Here is an 18,131-nt window from a genome sequence, read left to right as displayed (position 1 = left end):
GTTTACTTTTACAAATGTCAGAATATTAATTCAGATGCCTTTTATATTATTTTAATTATTAGTTATAAAATTTTCACTTATTCGTGAATAGTATGCTGTAAATACGATTAAAAAATCATTAACATTTAATTAATAAATCCTTTACTCATCACACTTTCAAGATGAGATTATCTTTATTCAATCCTGAAGTATGATACTGCCAGTTGATAGTAATCACTTCCGAAAGCACCTTTTTAAGCTTCTCAAAACACTCCGGTTTTTTCATAAAAATATGAGCTCCTTTTACAAAAATATCTTCTATTTCACTTTCCGGAATCGGCTCAGAAAAAATAGCCGTCACCATATTATTGAATTTTGAGTTCGAACTGATATCTTCCAGACATTCCATACTTTCTTTTCCAGGAATCATATAATTGATAAAAACAAGTTCCGGCACTACCGCATCGTCATTATTCAGATATTCCATAAGATTGTTCCCATTACTAAAACATTGAACTTTTATAGAGATTTTTAACTCTTTCAAAATATTTTTAAAAAAAATCAAAGTATTTTGATCGTTATCTGCTACAATTACGTTCAGAAATTCTTTATTCATACTGCATTTTAGGATTTATTACCTTGCTTTGTGCTCTTCTTCGCCTGCCTATAATTTTTTGAAACTGGGATGGTGTAATTCCTGTTGTATTTTTGAACTGGGTACTCAAATGGGCTACACTGGAGTAGTTCAGCTTATGGGCAATTTCTGTAAGACTTTGTTTATTTCTTATGATCAAAGCCTTTGCATGCTCAATCTTTTGCAGAATAATAAAATTCTCAATAGAGGTATAAGCAACTTCCGAAAAAAGATTGGAAAGATATCCATAGCTGTGATTCAGCTTTTCAGAAATATAGATGGAGGCTTTTACCGGTATAATTTCATCAGAAAAAACGAGCTCCACAATAGCATCTTTTATTTTCTGTACCAGCGCGCTTTTTTGGCTTTCTATGATCTCGATACCATACTCTTCAAGATTTTTCTTAAAAAGATTGTGCTGTTCCTGTGTAAGGGGCTCATAGAATTCCACCTCACCGAAGTTCAGTAACCTGTACTTCAGCCCGTGTTCTTTAAGTTTTTCGTCCAATACCTTTTTACAAAGGGCATTGAAATCAAATTTAACATACATTTTCATCCTAGTATATATAAGCCAATATTATTGAGTAAATATAACAATTTATTTCAATTAAACGTGAAATAGATGCATGTTTTTAATATTTCACTTTATACACGAAAAAACTCCTGTATTTTAGAATACAGGAATTTAAACACTAAGGATGAAAAAAATATACTGATAAAAAGCTTTTTCAGCTCAAAACCAAGCATATGAATGTATTGTATAAGTGATTTGGTTCTGAAGCAAAGATGAATCAAAAAAAGAAATCACTTGTTATAGAATTACAGGATAAAGTTACAAAATTTTAAGTCAATTACTTGTGAATTAGATATTCCATTTGATAATCATCCATTACAAAGCCATTTCCAATATCCAAAACCATCTCATTATAAACTTTAAATTCCTGGGATTCGTAGAATTTTCTTGCGCTATTTTCCTTGTTTACATTGAGAATGATTCTTATGTCATTGCTTTCAGAAAGTTTTTTCTTCAGGAAATCAATAGCTCTTTTTCCGAATCCTTTACCTTTACTTTCCGGAACCAGATAAATGCGGTGCAGTTTTGTAGTATCCGGTTCGTAGCCATGCTCATAACCAATAAAGCCTTCGAAAGAAGCATTATTTTCGTTAAAGATTAAATAATAATGATAATTTGGATTATCGAGGTGTTTTGAAATTTCTTCTTTAGAATACATCTCTCCCAGCATATAATTGATCTGTTCATCTGAAATAATTCCTGCATAAGCATTCTCCCACGATCTTCTTGCCAATTCCTGGATTAAAGGAATATCCTTTTCTTTCGCTTCTATTAATTTCATATTCTAAATTTGTTTTTTATTCTAATTTTCAAATGCAAAGTTGATGAAAATTTTCACCGAATAATCTTTAATCCCATCAGATGTGGAAATAAAAAGGTGAAAGTATATCACCTTTCACCTTAATATGCTTACTATAATGTTAAAATATACCGGAAAAGCATTATTCATTTCCAATAACCATTCATAATCATTAGTTAAATTTTAGCCATTTCAGCCTTAATTTTTGCATGAAGACCTTCCGAAGCTTTTACCAAAGGAAGTCTAAGATAATTTTTGATGATTCCTTTTTCTGTAAGGATTACTTTAATACCACAAGGATTACCTTCAGCAAAAATCAAACGGGTAATATCTACAAGTTTGTTATGGATTTCATAAGCTTCTTTTACCTTACCTTCGAAAGCCAGCTGTACCATCGTAGAGAATTCTTTAGGATAGGCCTGCCCGATTACGGAAATTACACCATCTCCACCGGCTAATGTTACCGGCAATGTATATTCATCATCTCCGGAAACTAAAGAAAAGCCTTCAGGCTTCTTTCTGAGGATATCAAAATACTGCAGAATATTCGGCGCCGCCTCTTTAATTAAAAACAAATTCGGGAATTCATTTGCAAGACGAAGCGTAGTATCAGCTTCTACATTTTGCCCTGTTCTTGATGGAACATTATAAATGATAATATTTTTACCTGTGGAAGCTAATGCCTTATAATGCTGATAAAGACCTTCCTGGTTGGGTTTATTATAATAGGGAGATACTGAAAGTACGGCTTCAAATGCAGAAAGATCTGCTTCTTCAATCTGTTTCTTGACATCAAGAGTATCGTTACCGCCAATTCCCAAAACTAAAGGAAGACGTTTATTATTCACCTTAATGATATGCTCAATTACCTGTTTCTTCTCCTCTGCAGAAAGCGTTGCGGCTTCTGCCGTTGTTCCCAATACAACTAAATAATTGGTTCCGTTTTCAATATTGTACTCCACCAGTTTTGTCAAACTTTCGAAGTCAACGGATAAATCTTCATTAAAGGGCGTTACCAATGCAACACCTACTCCTTTTAAAATGCTCATCTGTTAGAATTATTTTTGCCAAATTTAATAATTTACAGTAAGAATTTGTAATAAATAATAATGTTTTATTATACATATAGTTATATTTGCATATACTAAAAGAGATTATGAAAAATAAATTCTTGTTACTGGGAATTGCTCTGGTGTCGCTTACTGCATGCAAAACGGCTTCTGCGCCGCAGCTTGTGAATGTAAAGACCCAGAAAAATATTTCTATTAATAATGAGCTAAAAAATGATGAGGAGTTTGTAAAATTTATCGAACCTTATAAGCAGAAACTGGATAAAGAAATGAACCAGAAGATCTCGCATACCAATGTGGATCTTACCAAGCAGGGCGATAACAGCAATCTGGGCAATCTTTTAGCTGACTATACGTTTGAAGGAGGTAATGAATGGATCAAAACTCATCTTAAGCAAAACGTAGACGCTGCATTGATCAATATCGGAGGAATCCGAACCACTATCGGAAAAGGAGATATCTTACTTAAAAATGTATTTGAAGTAATGCCTTTCGAAAATGAAGTGGTCATTGTAAAAATGAAAGGAGCAGATTTACAGGGGCTTTTTGAGTATTATGCAAAAACGCAGGTCAACAATCCTGTTTCTCATTTATATATTGAAACAAAAAACGGACAGGTAATTAAATCCTTAATTAACGGCTACACAGTAGATCCGGAGAAAGATTATTATATTGCCACATCAGACTATCTTGCGTTGGGTGGAGACAATATGAAATTCTTTGCTAAAGGAGAATCTATTGCAACAGGTATTAAAATGAGAGATTTATTTATCGATTATTTTAAAAAATCACCTGAAGTGGTGGTCAATTCGGATGTTCGTTTACATTTTATAGGGAAGTAATAATGGATAGAAAAAGTTTTTTAAAAGCAATAGGAAGCGGATCTTTAGCAATGGCTTTAGCTCCTAATATGATGATGGCGGAGGAATTAAAAATTCTTAATTTAAAATCTGCAAATAAACTGACTATTCTACATACTAATGACCAACATAGCAGAATAGAGCCTTTTGATGCAAGCTATACAAAAAATCCCAATCAGGGAGGTTTTGCAAGAAGGGCAAGCTTAATCCAACAGATCAGGAGTCAGGAAAGTAATGTTCTTCTTCTTGATTCCGGAGATATTTTCCAGGGAACTCCTTATTTTAATTTCTTCGGAGGTGAACTGGAATTCAAATTAATGTCTATGATGAAATATGATGCTTCTACTATGGGAAATCATGATTTCGATAATGGACTTGATGGATTTTTAAAAGTGCTTCCCAATGCGAAGTTTCCTTTTATCTGTTCCAATTATGACTTTAAAAACACTGTTCTTGACGGGAAAACATCTCCTTATCAGATCTTCAGCAAGAATGGAATAAAAGTGGGAATTTTCGGGGTGGGAATCCAGCTGGATGGCCTTGTAGGCAAAAAACAATATGGAGAAACCGTTTATACCAACCCGATTGATGTAGCGCAGCATTATTCAAATTTCCTGAAGAAAGATCAGAAATGTGATCTTGTGATTTGTCTTTCACACATCGGCTACGACTACAAAGACGAACCTGATAAAATAAGTGATAAAATTTTAGCCGCCAATACGGAAAATATTGATATTATCTTAGGAGGCCATACTCATACATTCTTACCGGAACCTCAGAACTTTACCAACAGACAGGGCAAAAATGTTCTTGTCAACCAGGTAGGATGGGCAGGCCTTCTTTTAGGCAGGATAGATTTTTATTTTGATACAAACAAAAACGTACAGCATATTTCCTGGAACAATCAGGTAATAGATAGCAGCATAACCGCATAATATGAAAAAACTCTTTATAATTTCTCTTGGTATTTTAGCATCCCTGCAGCTGACAAAAGCTCAGGTTATTTCATCCAAAAAATGGGCAGATCTGTTTTCCTATAATAATGTCTTAGCCATGAAAGAAGACAACGGAAAAATCATTGCAGCCACTCAAAACGGAATATTCTATTATACAATATCAACAGGAGAAATTACGAAGTTATCCAAAGCCAATGGGCTGCATAATATCGGAATTACTGCTTTCGATTATAATCCGCAGACTAAAACAGGACTTATCGGTTATGAAAACGGGTCTATGGACGTCATTACGCCACAGGAAATCAAATATATTGTTGATATTCCTATTGCTACAGGATATAACGGGAACAAAAAGATCAACCATATTTCCATAACAGGAGATCAGGCTGTCATTTCAGTTGGATATGGAGTTTCCATATTTAACCTTCAGAATAAAGAGTTTGGTGATTCTGCATTTTTCCTTTCCGGTGGTGTTTATCAGGCAAGTAATGAAGCCACGATATTCGGAAATAAAGTATATTCTGTAACGGATACTGGATTGAAAAGCCATCAAATGAATACTACGTTTCCGGTATTTTCTACCTGGACAACGGAAGCTCCGGGAGCTTTCAAACATATAGATTCAGAATCAGAACTGGTGTATTCAACGGCTACAGCAGCTTATATTTATAACAACGGTACTCCAACACAACTTCCTACTACTTTTGAAAAAATCAGGGATCTGGTGATTACTTCTAATAGTATTGTGGTGACAGATAACCGGGTATATACTTATGGAATCAATGGAGTATCGCAAAATGCAGTAAGCCTTGGTGAAGAATGTAATACTGCATTAACAGCCGGTGGAAAGATTTTAGGCGGAACGGTATTATCGGGGATTAAGGATGAAGGGAACAATACTTTTAAACCTTCCGGCCCTTACTTCAATTTTGCGTATAATATCAATCTTTTTGATAATAACCAACTTTTAGTTTCCTCTGGCGCCAGAGCCAATAACTACAACCATCCGTTTATTCAGCCACAAGAACCGGGATTTTATTATTTCAATGGTACAGAGTGGATTTATCCCTCATTTTTCAATAAAAGTAATCCCAATCGTCCCATTTTCATCAATGTACTGGATGCTATTATAAGTCCTTATAACAGTAATGAAGTGCTCTTTACCAATTATACAATGTTGGATAACGGAGTGTACAAAATGAAATATAATGCGACAAGTAAAGATTTTGAACTGGTAAAATATTATAATCTGGGGGCACAGCCTTACCTCAGACGTCCTGTAGGTTTTGCTGTAGACCCACAAAATAATCTCTTTGTTTCTTTTGGATTCAACGATGGAAACCCTTCTATAGGAATTTACGATAAAGCATCTGATGATTTTCTCATCAAGAAAATAGTTCTTGCCAGTGATGGTATACAAAAGACTTTTTACCATGAAAACATGCTTTGGACACCTCTGCCAAGATCTAATAATTTCTGGGTATATGATTATAAAAATGCTCTTAACCTTTCCGATGATTCAGATTATATCCTGGGAACGGCTAATGGATTTAACAGTTCAGGAGGAATCTTATCTGTAGCATTTGATAAGGCTGGTGATGCATGGATCGGTACAGACGGTGGTCTGAGGATCATGTCCAACGCAGCATCAGAAATAAAAAGCGCTCAGCCTAAAGTGGAGCCTATAGTTATAGAGCAGAATGGTTTGGGGGAAGAGCTTTTCAGAGAGTCAGCAATTCTTCAGGTTGCGGTAGATGCAGGTGATTACAAGTGGGTATCTGTTGATGGTGGTGGTGTTTATTATCTGTCTGCCGACGGTCAGAGAACCATAAAACATTTTACAAAAGAAAATTCACCTCTTCCTACGAATAGTGTTACCGATATAAAGATTGATAAGAAAACGGGTAAAGTATATTTTGTAACGTATAATGGTATTGTAACGTATCAGGGCGATGTTGCAGATGTAACGTCCAATTTCGGGGATGTTGTAGTGTATCCTAATCCTGTTGTTTATTCTAACTTCAAAGGAAAAGTAACCATTAAGGGTCTTGCAGAAAAAACCAATATAAGAATTGTAGATGCTGCAGGAAATGTAGTGCACTCAGCCGTAGCACGCGGAGGATATTATGAATGGGATATGAATAATCAGAAAGGAACAAGAGTAGCCTCAGGGATTTATTTTGTCCTGATGACGAATGAAGACGGATCTGATAAAGCTACCGCCAAAATAGGAGTGGTTAATTAATGAATTCTCAAAACGGTTTTTTACTTTCATTTATAAAATATGGAGAAAATGATGCTGTATTGCATTGTTTTACAGAAGAAGAGGGTTTTCAAAGCTATTTTCTGAAGGGAATTTATTCCAAAAAGAATAAAAAGAAAGCCTTGCTTCAACCGCTGAGCCAGCTCAATTTTTCTGTAAATCCATCGCGGGGCAACGGAATCCCGTCTGTTTCAAAGTTTGAACTGGTAAAAAACAATGATATTTATACAGACATCAAGGTCAATACCGTCATTTTCTTCATCTCAGATTTTCTGAGCCATATTCTTAAGCATGAGAATAAAAATATTCCGATCTATTCCGGAATTGATCATCTTATCAGTGAGCTGACGAATAAAAATTATCAGGCACATCTTCTGTTTTTGCTTTCTTTTTTAAAAATTCAGGGTGTAGCTCCATTATTGAGTGAAGGCAGATTTTTAGATCCGGAGACCGGAACTTTTTCTCCGGGAATAAGTCATCAGCTTTTCAATGAAGAAATTTCCTTGTTGTGGAAAGAAGCGCTTTGTGCAGAAGATTTTTATGCCACAAAAATCCATCCTTCTTTAAGAAAAGATTTCCTGGACAGTCTTTTGGTCTATTATCATTACCATATCACGGATTTCAAAACTCCGGCCTCACTGGAAATTATTCAGCAGATATTTGAGTAAACCAGATCATCTTTTTACTTTCCTGTTGTTTTTCCAATATCCTCCGGTATTTCTGTTTCAGATGCTGCCATTTCTTTTTTGGAAAATCTGGGCTGAAGAATCTTAGCAATAAGTCCCGTCCAGCCGGTCTGATGGGAAGCTCCTACTCCACGGCCGTTGTCTCCGTGAAAATATTCATAGAACAGGATATAATCTTTAAAATCCGGATCGGTCTGAAATTTTTCATACTGCCCATGAACCGGGCGTTTCCCATTTTCATCCTTTAAAAATATCTTGGCAAGTCTCTTGTTTAAGGCATCTGCAATCTGATCCAGGTTTGAATAATTACCGCTTCCCGTAGGATATTCCACTAAAAAATCCGGGCTGTAATAGAAGAAAAAACGCTGAAGACTGTCAATAATAAGGAAATTGATAGGAAACCACACCGGACCGCGCCAGTTGCTGTTTCCACCAAAAAGTCCGCTATCACTTTCTGCAGGGGTATATTTTACGCTGTAATTCGTATCATTCAATGTTAACGTGTAAGGATTGTTTTCATATTCTTTGGATAAAGCTCTTACGCCGTAATCACTTAGAAATTCATCCGGATTCAACATTCGGTTTAACAGTCTTTTCAAGCGATGTCCCCGAAGCAGAGATAAAAGGTGTTTGGAATCCTGCCCTTTCACTTCCCATCTTGAAACCAGAGAAGCCAGTTCAGGCTTGTTATCCAGTACCCATTTCATTCTTTTCTTGAAATTGGGAAGGTTTTCAATCATTTCATCATCGATGACCTCAACGGCAAACATCGGAATTAATCCAACAATGGTTCTTAACTTGAGATACATATGTGTTCCGTCACTGGAGGCTATAGCATCATAGAAAAATTCATCCTGCTCATCCCAAAGACAGAAATTCTCATCGCCCATATTATCCAGTGAATGGGCAATCGACAGGAAATGTTCAAAGAATTTCATCGCCATTTCTTCATATACTTTATTGTAAAGAGCCAGTTCCAGGGCAATTCTCATCATATTCAGAGCAAACATGGCCATCCAGCTTGTTCCATCCGATTGTTCCAGCTGTTCTCCGTTGGGCAAAACAGAATTCCTGTCAAAAACACCGATATTATCAAGTCCCAGGAATCCTCCTTCAAAAATATTATTACCGTTAAGGTCTTTCTTATTCACCCACCAGGTAAAATTCATCAATAGCTTCTGGAAAGCACTTTCCAGAAATTCCAGGTCGGGTTTATCTTTTAAATATTCATCAATTTTAAATACTCTGAAAACCGCCCAGGCATGTACCGGAGGATTCACATCACTTAAGTTCCATTCGTAAGCGGGAAGCTGTCCGTTGGGATGCATATACCATTCAAACAGAAAGAGTTTTAACTGATGTTTTGCAAAATCCGGATCTATCAGGGAAAAACTAATGGTGTGAAATGCCAGATCCCATGTTGCATACCATGGATATTCCCATTTGTCCGGCATGGAAACAATGTGTTCATTGTTAAGATGCTTCCAGTCGAAGTTTCTTATTGACTCCCGGGATTTTGGCGGAGGTATTTCTGCAGGATCACCTTTCAGCCATTTTTCTACATTGTAGTGATAAAACATTTTATTCCAAAGCATTCCGGCAAAAGCCTGTCTCTGAACCAGTTTTTCATCGTCCGAAGCAATTCCTTTCTGAATTTCTGCATAAAACTCGTCTGCCTCTTTTTTTCTTTGTTCAAAAAGAGCATCAAAATCTTTAAAAGGTTCCCTTAGATCTTTATCTGAAAGTCTGAATTCAAATATTTTCGATTCTCCTGCTTTAAAATCTTCATCCATAAAGAAAGAAGCTTTAGTTCCTGTATTTTGAGGATTCACAGTCTGAGAATTTCCCGTCATTACAAAATTATTGATCCCGTCTTTACAGTATTTCGACTCATTGGAAGACTGATAAAGCCTTTCATTATTGGTTTCGTTATTACAGAATAATGTTTTTAAAGATTGTTTTGCATAGACATTTTTAATCTCAATATCCTGATGCTTGACTTTAATATGATCTGCATCTTCTGCAGACAGTTGAGGTTTATAGTCATCATATCCCCAGTTCCAGGTATTCCTGAACCAGACAGTCGGAAGAATTACAAGAGGCGCTTCCTTTTCAGATTTATTGACTATTATTAATCTTACAAGAATATCGTTCTGACTTTCTTTTGCGTATTCGATAAAGATGTCAAAGTATTCATTGTAATCAAAAATTCCGGTATCAATCAACTCATATTCAGCATCCTCTTTTCCTCTTGCTGCATTTGTTTTTACAAGCTGTTCATAAGGGAAGTCATTTTGAGGATATTTATACAGCATTTTCATATAGGAATGTGTAGGGGTAGAATCCAGATAGTAAAAATATTCTTTCACATCTTCACCATGATTTCCCTGTCCATTGGTGAGTCCAAAAAACCGCTCTTTGACCATTTTATCTTTTTTATTCCAGAATCCTACAGAAAATACAAGCTTCTGGAGATCGTCGCAGATTCCGCATATTCCTTCTTCGCCCCAACGGTATGTTTTGGCTTCTGCGGTGTCATGATTGGTATAATTCCACGCATCTCCGTTTTCACTGTAATCTTCACGAACAAGTCCCCATTCACGGTTACTGACATAGGGACCCCATTTTTTCCATGAAACATCTGAAATTCTCTGTTTTTCCGACATAAGCGATAATTATGAGTAATGAATAATGAGTAATATTTAATTCCGTTTCAAACTCTAGGAATAACCTGAAAACTTTAAACCTTGAACTCTCCTACCCTCCCGTAGAAAAACTTTCAAATGTAGTCATTCCACCATCCACGAAAATGCTGGTTCCGGTGATATAATCTGCAAGGTCACTGGCAAGGAATGCAGCTAAGTTTCCGATATCCTGTGGCTGGCCGATTCGGTTATAAGGAATAAGAGTAAGGAGAGAATTGAGAGCTTCCGGAGTATCCCAGGCAGTCTTATTAATGGGAGTTTGAATAGCTCCCGGGCAAATGGAATTGACACGTATTTTGTCTGCACCATATTCCTGAGCCAATGTCTGCATCAGCATTCTGACTGCACCTTTACTGGAAGCATAATTAGCATGTCCCGCCCACGGAATAATTTCGTGCACCGAACTGATATGAATAATTTTTCCACAGGCAACAGACCGAGAGGGATCTATTCCCCGTCGCAGAAATTCTTTAATGGCTTCTCTGGCGCATAGAAATTGCCCCGTCAGATTGACCCCGATGACAGCATTCCATTGATCCAAAGTCATTTCCGTGAATTCCGCATCCTTTTGAATACCTGCATTATTAACCAGAATATCTACAGTCTGGTATTCAGCAATGACATCCTGAAACATTCTGACTACCTGGTCTTCCCTGGAAACATCGCATTGGTAGGTCATTCCCTTTCCTCCGGCGTCCGTTATTTCCTTTAAAACGACTTTAGCTTCATCCGTAGATCTTTCCGAGGAATGATTGACGATCACTGTTGCTCCTGCCGCAGCCAATGATTTTGCAATTCCTGAACCGATCCCGCTGGAAGCTCCTGTAACTACTGCCACCTGATTTTGAAGTGATATTTCCATGTTTTGTAATTTGATGTTACTCAAAGTTATGGAAAGATATCAGCAGATAAAAAATTATGATTTTAAAATTTTATTAAAGTTTTTTATACATCAGGTATTGAGGCCCGCTTCTTCCGATCCTCGTTTTACCGTCATAAATATATCCTGCCTGAAGATAAATATGGTAAGCAGATTCATTTTTCTGGTTGACAGCCAGCACAATTTCATCGCAGGTCTTGAAATGATTTTGGACAAAAGTACCTACTTCCAGCATCGCAGCTTTCCCGATTCCTTTGCCCTGCATCTGAGGATTTACAGACAGAGAACGCAGTAAAGCTGAGTTTTCATTATCCGTAAGATCAAGTTTATCTTTTCCAAAATCAAGGACAAAAAAACCTACAGGCAGATCATTTTGAAATATCGTCACTGGAAATGCGTCATCATCATCCCGCTCACTGATGCTTTGTAAAGCCTGCTGAGCAGTCGCTGTAAACCTCATCTGATTGTCATCCAAAACATAACTGACTCCGGAAAGATCTTCTGGTCTAAAGAATTCTAAATGTATCATAGTATTAGTGATGGTAGATATCTTCATACATTACCCCTGCACGGATTTCTACAGGAAGTTTATTTTCCTCAGGAACAATGGGGCAATTGTAATCATAAGCGTTATAAGCACAGAAGGGATGATAGGACTGGTTGAAATCAAGCACGATAGTATTTCCTTTCGGGATTTTAAGATCCATATATTTCCCTCCTCCATAGGTTTCTTTTTCATTGGTAGCATCACGGAACGGAAGGAAGAGATAGTCTTTATATTTTTCCTGTTTGATCAAATCCAGACTTTGGTAAAGCGTTACAGTATAAGGCTTACCATCCAACGTAAAGGTTGCTTTTCCATATTCCTGATACGACTTTGTTTTTCCTGAAGACGTAGGAAGATCGAAGGGTTTTGTATCTTCTGATTTGACAAATTGTGCTGTCACTCTGTATTTAGTATCAAAAGGAAAGAAGGGATGCCCTTTAAATTTTTTAAAATTATCACCTCTTAACGGAGTCTCTTTTGGGTTAAGGTATTCCGCATTCAGTTCTTTCTGAAATTTCTGGACCTCTTTCTCTTTCTTTGATATCTTTTTTTGAGAAAAGCCCCATAATGGAAGCAGTAGAAAGAGTATGATATATTTTTTCATGAATTTAAAAATTATAAGTAAAGCTATTGTTTTTTGAGATTTTTTGACGTTTTACAACACACCAAAACATTTTGCAATTTAATAAATGAAAATATACTTTGCAGAATGTTTAGTATGTTAATGTCCCAAAAGGACTGCAATACAACTCTGGCTATTATCAAAATCAACTAAGTAAAATAATATTAAAACCCTAAATGACTTATGTTTACGAATGTAACCAAAATGATTTAGCAGAGAATTAAATGGAACATTGAAGCAGGAATTTCCGTTTTGCAGAACAAAAAATAAACAGGATTAAAATCCAAAGTATTTATATTTCTAACGCAAAAAGACATCTTTAAGTCTTAATACACAAAGTCCGGAGAAAGTGCATAAAAAATCCGAAGAAAGAGTTTCTCCGGATTTATAATTTATGTTAACTTGTTTCGAAACACTTTTTTTGGCAGTAGATTTAATTTTTAATCAACTTTTCTTTAAGTATTTCACCCTTTTTTGTTTCTATTTGTATAAAATAATTGCCTTTTATCAAATTCTTTATGTTTATTTGTTTATTAAATTTTGAATTTCCATTAAGAACTTGTCTACCTGCTAAATCAAAAATAGTATACGTAAAATTCTCATTTAAATTTTCATTGTTACTCAATATAATACTTTCATTTGATGGATTAGGATACAATTTTATTTTCTTTTTCTCTTCAAAATCACTAACTCCCAATAAAGATGAACTACTTGCAATAATATTATCAATATCTAGCGTAGCTTCAATTGGATCTGAATCCCAGGCAGGAGAATCATTATGTAAAATTCTTAATTCTGTAACATTATTAAAAACACTTAAGTAACCTTGCCCAGTACTAACATTCGTCATTGCATTTTCTGTAATAGGAAAGCTAATTTTCTTCCAACCTTCACCAGGTATCACAGCAATAGCGTTAGTTGAACAAAATACAGGATCAGTACCAGTCCAGTTATTATTTGTGAAAGCTAATCTTAAAAAAATAATATTTGATCCTGAATTTCTGACATCCATAGAAATAAACTTAATTCTGTTTGTACTGTCAAATTTATAATAATCTCCAATCCATTGTGCTTGATTAAATGTAACAAGCTGTCCCCCAGCTGGGGATTGAACTCTTAAAAAATTATCATTTAATCCCAAAGGTCCTCCAGTTGCAATATTTTGATTTGGTAGTGTAGATGATGACTTAGTCCAATTTTTTGGTGTGTAATCCTCAAAATCATCAACTTGATTTAATACAACTTGTGTAAAACCGAAAATAGGTAAAATAACTAACGCAAGGAATAATTTTTTCTTCATTTATAATATATTTTAAATGGTTAATAGTACTATATTTTTAGTGCATTTGTGTTTTAAAAATTCACTAATGGGTTTATAGCTTGGTGAAGAAGGGACTTTGAAAAAAGTAAGCCCCGCTATTCTACAAATGTAAACACAAGTAATAATATTCAATTACTTCCGCCTACCCTGCTTTTGCCAAACCGCTTTTGAACTAAACAATCAGTAGTTTTCAGCTGAAAATTTAGAACTCTGTAAAATTAATTTAAAATTATCAATATGACAACAAAAAACTTTAGCTACTATTATCTCAATTTTCATGGTTTTTCCATTCCAATTATCAGGGGTGTATCCATAATAAATGGTCCGTTCAAGATCATGGCCTGATAGTTTTCCCTTAGTAGGATTGGTGAGGGTTGCTTCCTGAAGTTGGGCATTAGACATTACACTGCTTTTTCAATTTTTTTATGGTTAGGGCTGCCTCTTTTTTTGGTAGGCAGCCCTTTTTAGCTGTTTTTTATTTTGAAAAAAATTATTTTATTAAGTCTACAGATACAATGATACCATGCCAGATTTTATTCTGATATACCCAATATTTCCTACCTGTTCCCAGTACATTGTCAAATCCAAAGGCATAGCCTAACCCTATTGAATTAAGTCCTAGAATAACTGCTCCGCCATATGTAAAAGCTGCTGACTTTCTATCGGAGATAAGACCTGGAGCATTTGATTTAGTTTTTAGATCCACTCCGCCAATACCGAATATTCCACCAAAGGTTACTGAATAGTTGGTTGTGTTGGAACCCAGAAATTTTTTTGAAGGATTAAAGCTGCTATAGTTCAATCTGTAGGCAGGAGCAAAATTCACATTAAATCCAGTCTCCACATTGGGAGGGTTTAATAATTCATCACCAATTCCTTTTCGGAATTTTAATGGAACTGTCAGAGCGGTAAGTGAAAATTTACTATAGTAGAAGTGAAACGGTTTCTGTTCAAAATACTTGTTATTGGCAAATTTTCTGCCTTCAGAGGTATAATAAACATTTTCCATCCCTTTATATAGCGCAACATTTTCATATTCTACATCGGCGATATCTGTTTGGGAAATGTTTTCTTTAATGTTTTCAGGGATTTCAAACCGAGTTGTTCTGTCATTAAGTACGGTTGTAAATTTTTTGGTTACAGTGTATTCAATAACCTGATCTTTGCCGTCTTCCTGTCCCTGTTTATTCACATATTTGTAGACCTTTTGTCCGGCAAATACTGTTTTTTTTGCATTACATGAGGACACCAGTAAAGCAAGTGCTATAAGAGTTATTATTTTCATGATTCATGTTTTTACTATTTGTCAATGGCTTCTCTAATGGAGAGTTCTTTTCTCTGAGTATCAAACACTGTTCTGGAGTCTTTTAGTAATAAAATAACTGCAGAAATATTACTTCCTTCTAAATATTTGGAGGTGTAGGCTGAACCGTCTTCCAGTGTTATTTTAACTGTTCCATTTGATAATGGGTTATAGTATATACTGTAAGATGTTATAGCAGTGAAAGGACTTCCGCTTTTAGTTATACTGTATGCTTTTTGGGATATTGTGAATTCCTTTTCTTTTTCTTTTTGGCTTTCACAGGCAACAAGAGATAAAGCAATAAATAGTAGTGTGATTGTTCGAGTTTTCATTTTGGATTATTTTGTTTTTGTTGGTAATAAAATATTAATCGAAAAGCCAGGTATTGATTCTGGTGCTTTTAACTGTCAGGGTATTGATTTAAAACTGCCAGCTATTGATTCTATACTCTATGCTAAGGAAGTTAGCGTTTACTATCAATATGTTGATAGGTAGGGGAAATGAGGTGGTTTCATGTTTGATGTGTTTTGTCTTTCTAATTTACAAAAAATGATTTTTATTTAATAATCATTTCGATAATACTATAAAAGATTCTCAAATTTCATGATAATGCAAAGAGTAAACAATTACCCATTTGTGTAACATTACTTCCCAGGCTCGTTATGTGAAGCAATGGACAATTTGAATAGTAAAGCAGTCATATTATCATAGGGAAATAAAAATTATTTGATTTATTAAAAAATAATGTTTCTAATAATCAATATGTTATGTTTTTTTTTTGAAAAAGCTTTGGGCAAGGATTTGATGTATCCTGAATTTATATAGATAAGCGGAGCAATAAAGATTTTAGCATAACAACTCCTTACAAAGACAGAGTTCCTGCCATTGTTCTGCGGAAATAAACCAAACTTAAAGTTATGATCACAAACAGAAAAAACGGACTGCTTCTATTGGGAGCCCTTTTCTTTACAGCAGCATCTGCAAATGCACAGGCTGGAAAAGAAGTGAAAACTTTGGCAGAACAACCTGCGCAAAAATAGCGTGATTAAACCAAAATAAAATACTCACATACACTTATTAAAATACTTTAATGTACCCAGATCTTGGTTAATCTATTAACGGATCAAACCCTAATATCTCATTAGGTTTTTTAATTGCTGAAGAATTTTAGTTTTGAAATCCCCCCTTCGTTAGGACCTATCATTATTGTTTTAGATCTTCAATTTTAAATTCTCCATAATCAATAATGCTTCTATAATTTTGTGTTTTTGTTTTATTCAGTTTCATGGTTTAAAAGTCTTATTATTAAAATTGAAGGTAATATCTTTATATTATATTCAGATTTAATAATTTAATTCTTCACTAATGATGTAGATCAATTTTTTGATTTAGTGAAAATTTCACCATAAACTATTTAGAATTATTTCATCTCGTTTTTCTATTTGACGAATTCTATCTAAACATTCTAAAATTGTGTGAAAATCAATTATTATCAATTTTAAGGAAACTGCACGCTTAGAATGTTTTTTGGAACAAAGATTTCCGCTAACGTTTAAATTTACGAATAGCGTCAAGCTAATCTATAACTTTCGTAAAAGTTTTATTCTACTAAATATGAAATCTTATTTGATGCAATGTCTCGTTTGGAAAGAGAATCTTTAGAACCTGCAACACGAATGATAACTGTTGCGTGAGGAAGATTAAACGGAGCCATTTTGAATACAACCGCACATTTTGCCACTCTTTTGGCAGCTTTGCTATTTATAATAATCTAGACTCTATGACTCATTAATACAATTTATGCTTCGCTGAAATACAATCATTACATTTAATCTAACTATAAAAATCTTTACCCAATATAGAAACTATTGAATTTTAATACTGAACTACAAATTCAAATTAATTGATCAATTTACACTTTAATCTCTTAGGTCTCTTATAATAGAGATTTAGGGTTCTTGTATTATTTTCAGTAATTTGACAGCAGCCATAGTTCCCATGCTGTAGCCATCATTGATGATACATTCATAAGATTCATCAAGATATTTGGGAAGAGTGCCTTCCGTAATAGCAACCACTTTGGTATCAGAAGTGGATATTCTTTTCTTAATAAGAGAGCTGTGCAGTCCTGCAAGAGTTTCGTCACTCATAGCAAAGTAACCGTCAAAATGTTCATAATCCAGAATGACATTCAGCTTTTCTTTTACACTTTCTGCAGATTCACAATAGATTACCTTACATTCTATTTCCTGGAATTCTTTTAATTTTCTGATAAAGAAATCTCTTCTGACCTGCGTTATTTCCAGGTTTTCGTCACCGAATACAGCCAGTATTTTTTTACAGTTGCTTTTTATCAGCTTTTCCGCAGCTTTTTCAGCATTGAGCCTATTATCGAAAACAATCTGATCAAAATGATTTTGCGGAATCGTCTTGTCAAAAAATACTATAGGAAGCTCAATATCTTTGGCTTTTTGAAGGTGGGAAAGGTCTTTCGTATATCTTGTAAGAGAAATAAGGATACCATCAACCCGGGAGTTGATACAGGTAATAATATTCTCTATTTCTCTGTCTAAAGACTCTTCAGATGAAAGTACAAAAAAATGATACCCTTCTTTGTGAAGTACAGAAGATATCCCTTTAATAATAGAAGGGATAAAAAACATTGACATTTCAGGAATAATAAGCCCAATTACTTTTGAGGATTTCTTCCTGAAGTTAATGGCAAAATCATTCGGAATATAATTAAAGGTCTCTGCGGCCTCTTTTACTTTAAGCTTTACACTATTGCTTATATCGGGATGATCCTTCAATGCCCTGGACACTGTAGATACGCTGATATTAAGCATTTCAGCAATGTCTTTTATTGTGACTCTTTTCATTTTAAGTTAATTGAGGCAATTTTGGGTTAATTTAGGAATGTTTTATGAGTAAA

Annotated in this window: 18 protein-coding genes; 5 read left to right on the top strand and 13 right to left on the bottom strand. The window is 34.8% G+C overall.

The genetic code is table 11. The annotated features are described in order from the left end of the window. Positions 1-148: 148 nt before the first annotated feature. The 4 genes from BW946_RS13545 to dapA all read right to left on the bottom strand — a co-directional run bounded on the left by BW946_RS13545 (position 149) and on the right by dapA (position 3,035). Positions 149-595, bottom strand: coding sequence for a response regulator (locus tag BW946_RS13545; RefSeq protein WP_076596692.1), 447 nt, complete (start codon positions 593-595; stop codon positions 149-151). After that, entirely contained in the window at positions 588-1,169 is a 582-nt protein-coding gene (locus BW946_RS13540; protein WP_076596691.1) for a helix-turn-helix domain-containing protein, read from the bottom strand. Before BW946_RS13540 ends, BW946_RS13545 begins: the two co-directional genes overlap by 8 nt. 295 nt (positions 1,170-1,464) lie before the next feature. Continuing rightward, the gene (locus BW946_RS13535; RefSeq protein WP_076596690.1) at positions 1,465-1,968 is read right to left on the bottom strand and encodes a GNAT family N-acetyltransferase; all 504 of its coding nucleotides are present in this window, start codon (positions 1,966-1,968) and stop codon (positions 1,465-1,467) included. 194 nt (positions 1,969-2,162) lie between these two features. Continuing rightward, complete coding sequence (gene dapA / locus BW946_RS13530; protein WP_076596689.1) at positions 2,163-3,035, bottom strand: 4-hydroxy-tetrahydrodipicolinate synthase; 873 nt, start codon at positions 3,033-3,035, stop codon at positions 2,163-2,165. A gap of 107 nt (positions 3,036-3,142) precedes the next feature. Between dapA and BW946_RS13525 the strand changes: the two genes are divergently transcribed. The 4 genes from BW946_RS13525 to recO are packed head-to-tail and all read left to right on the top strand — an operon-like array spanning position 3,143 to position 7,803. Next, a complete protein-coding gene (locus tag BW946_RS13525) occupies positions 3,143-3,898 on the top strand; it encodes a 5'-nucleotidase C-terminal domain-containing protein (protein WP_076596688.1) in 756 nt (251 codons plus the stop codon). A gap of 2 nt (positions 3,899-3,900) precedes the next feature. After that, a complete protein-coding gene (locus BW946_RS13520) occupies positions 3,901-4,851 on the top strand; it encodes a bifunctional metallophosphatase/5'-nucleotidase (protein WP_076596687.1) in 951 nt (316 codons plus the stop codon). 1 nt (position 4,852) lies between these two features. Further along, positions 4,853-7,117 carry a type IX secretion system anionic LPS delivery protein PorZ gene (locus BW946_RS13515; RefSeq protein ID WP_076596686.1) on the top strand — a complete coding sequence of 755 codons (2,265 nt, stop codon included), beginning with the start codon at positions 4,853-4,855 and terminating at the stop codon, positions 7,115-7,117. Next, the gene (gene recO, locus BW946_RS13510) at positions 7,117-7,803 is read left to right on the top strand and encodes a DNA repair protein RecO (protein WP_076596685.1); all 687 of its coding nucleotides are present in this window, start codon (positions 7,117-7,119) and stop codon (positions 7,801-7,803) included. The genes BW946_RS13515 and recO overlap by 1 nt, the downstream gene beginning before the upstream one ends. A gap of 14 nt (positions 7,804-7,817) precedes the next feature. On the opposite strand, the gene BW946_RS13505 is transcribed toward recO, so the two are convergent. The 8 genes from BW946_RS13505 to BW946_RS13470 form a co-directional block, all read right to left on the bottom strand. Continuing rightward, positions 7,818-10,487, bottom strand: coding sequence for an MGH1-like glycoside hydrolase domain-containing protein (locus BW946_RS13505; protein WP_076596684.1), 2,670 nt, complete (start codon positions 10,485-10,487; stop codon positions 7,818-7,820). Between the two features lie 91 nt (positions 10,488-10,578). After that, entirely contained in the window at positions 10,579-11,388 is an 810-nt protein-coding gene (locus BW946_RS13500) for a glucose 1-dehydrogenase (protein ID WP_076596683.1), read from the bottom strand. 73 nt (positions 11,389-11,461) lie between these two features. Beyond that, complete coding sequence (locus BW946_RS13495; RefSeq protein WP_076596682.1) at positions 11,462-11,935, bottom strand: GNAT family N-acetyltransferase; 474 nt, start codon at positions 11,933-11,935, stop codon at positions 11,462-11,464. A 4-nt stretch (positions 11,936-11,939) separates the two neighbouring features. Beyond that, complete coding sequence (locus BW946_RS13490; RefSeq protein WP_076596681.1) at positions 11,940-12,557, bottom strand: DUF1684 domain-containing protein; 618 nt, start codon at positions 12,555-12,557, stop codon at positions 11,940-11,942. 451 nt (positions 12,558-13,008) lie between these two features. Continuing rightward, positions 13,009-13,875, bottom strand: coding sequence for a T9SS type A sorting domain-containing protein (locus BW946_RS13485; RefSeq protein ID WP_076596680.1), 867 nt, complete (start codon positions 13,873-13,875; stop codon positions 13,009-13,011). Positions 13,876-14,076: 201 nt separating this feature from the next. Further along, the gene (locus BW946_RS13480; RefSeq protein ID WP_076596679.1) at positions 14,077-14,298 is read right to left on the bottom strand and encodes a hypothetical protein; all 222 of its coding nucleotides are present in this window, start codon (positions 14,296-14,298) and stop codon (positions 14,077-14,079) included. 88 nt (positions 14,299-14,386) lie between these two features. After that, positions 14,387-15,181: a hypothetical protein gene (locus tag BW946_RS13475; protein WP_076596678.1), complete on the bottom strand. Its 795-nt coding sequence runs from the start codon at positions 15,179-15,181 to the stop codon at positions 14,387-14,389. 14 nt (positions 15,182-15,195) lie between these two features. After that, the gene (locus BW946_RS13470) at positions 15,196-15,531 is read right to left on the bottom strand and encodes a hypothetical protein (protein ID WP_076596677.1); all 336 of its coding nucleotides are present in this window, start codon (positions 15,529-15,531) and stop codon (positions 15,196-15,198) included. A 585-nt stretch (positions 15,532-16,116) separates the two neighbouring features. On the opposite strand from BW946_RS13470, the gene BW946_RS21805 reads away from it, so the two are divergent. Further along, complete coding sequence (locus tag BW946_RS21805) at positions 16,117-16,239, top strand: hypothetical protein (protein ID WP_262484569.1); 123 nt, start codon at positions 16,117-16,119, stop codon at positions 16,237-16,239. Between the two features lie 909 nt (positions 16,240-17,148). Here BW946_RS21805 and BW946_RS13465 read toward each other — a convergent pair. Beyond that, on the bottom strand, positions 17,149-18,078 hold the full coding sequence (locus BW946_RS13465) for a LacI family DNA-binding transcriptional regulator (protein WP_076596676.1): 930 nt from the start codon (positions 18,076-18,078) through the stop codon (positions 17,149-17,151). Positions 18,079-18,131 lie beyond the last annotated feature (53 nt).

Origin of the sequence: Chryseobacterium sp. RU33C, assembly GCF_900156015.1 — a bacterium.
GTDB lineage: Bacteria > Bacteroidota > Bacteroidia > Flavobacteriales > Weeksellaceae > Chryseobacterium > Chryseobacterium candidae.
Note: the sequence above shows the minus strand (reverse complement) of the source record. Positions and strands in the feature narration are given on the sequence as shown.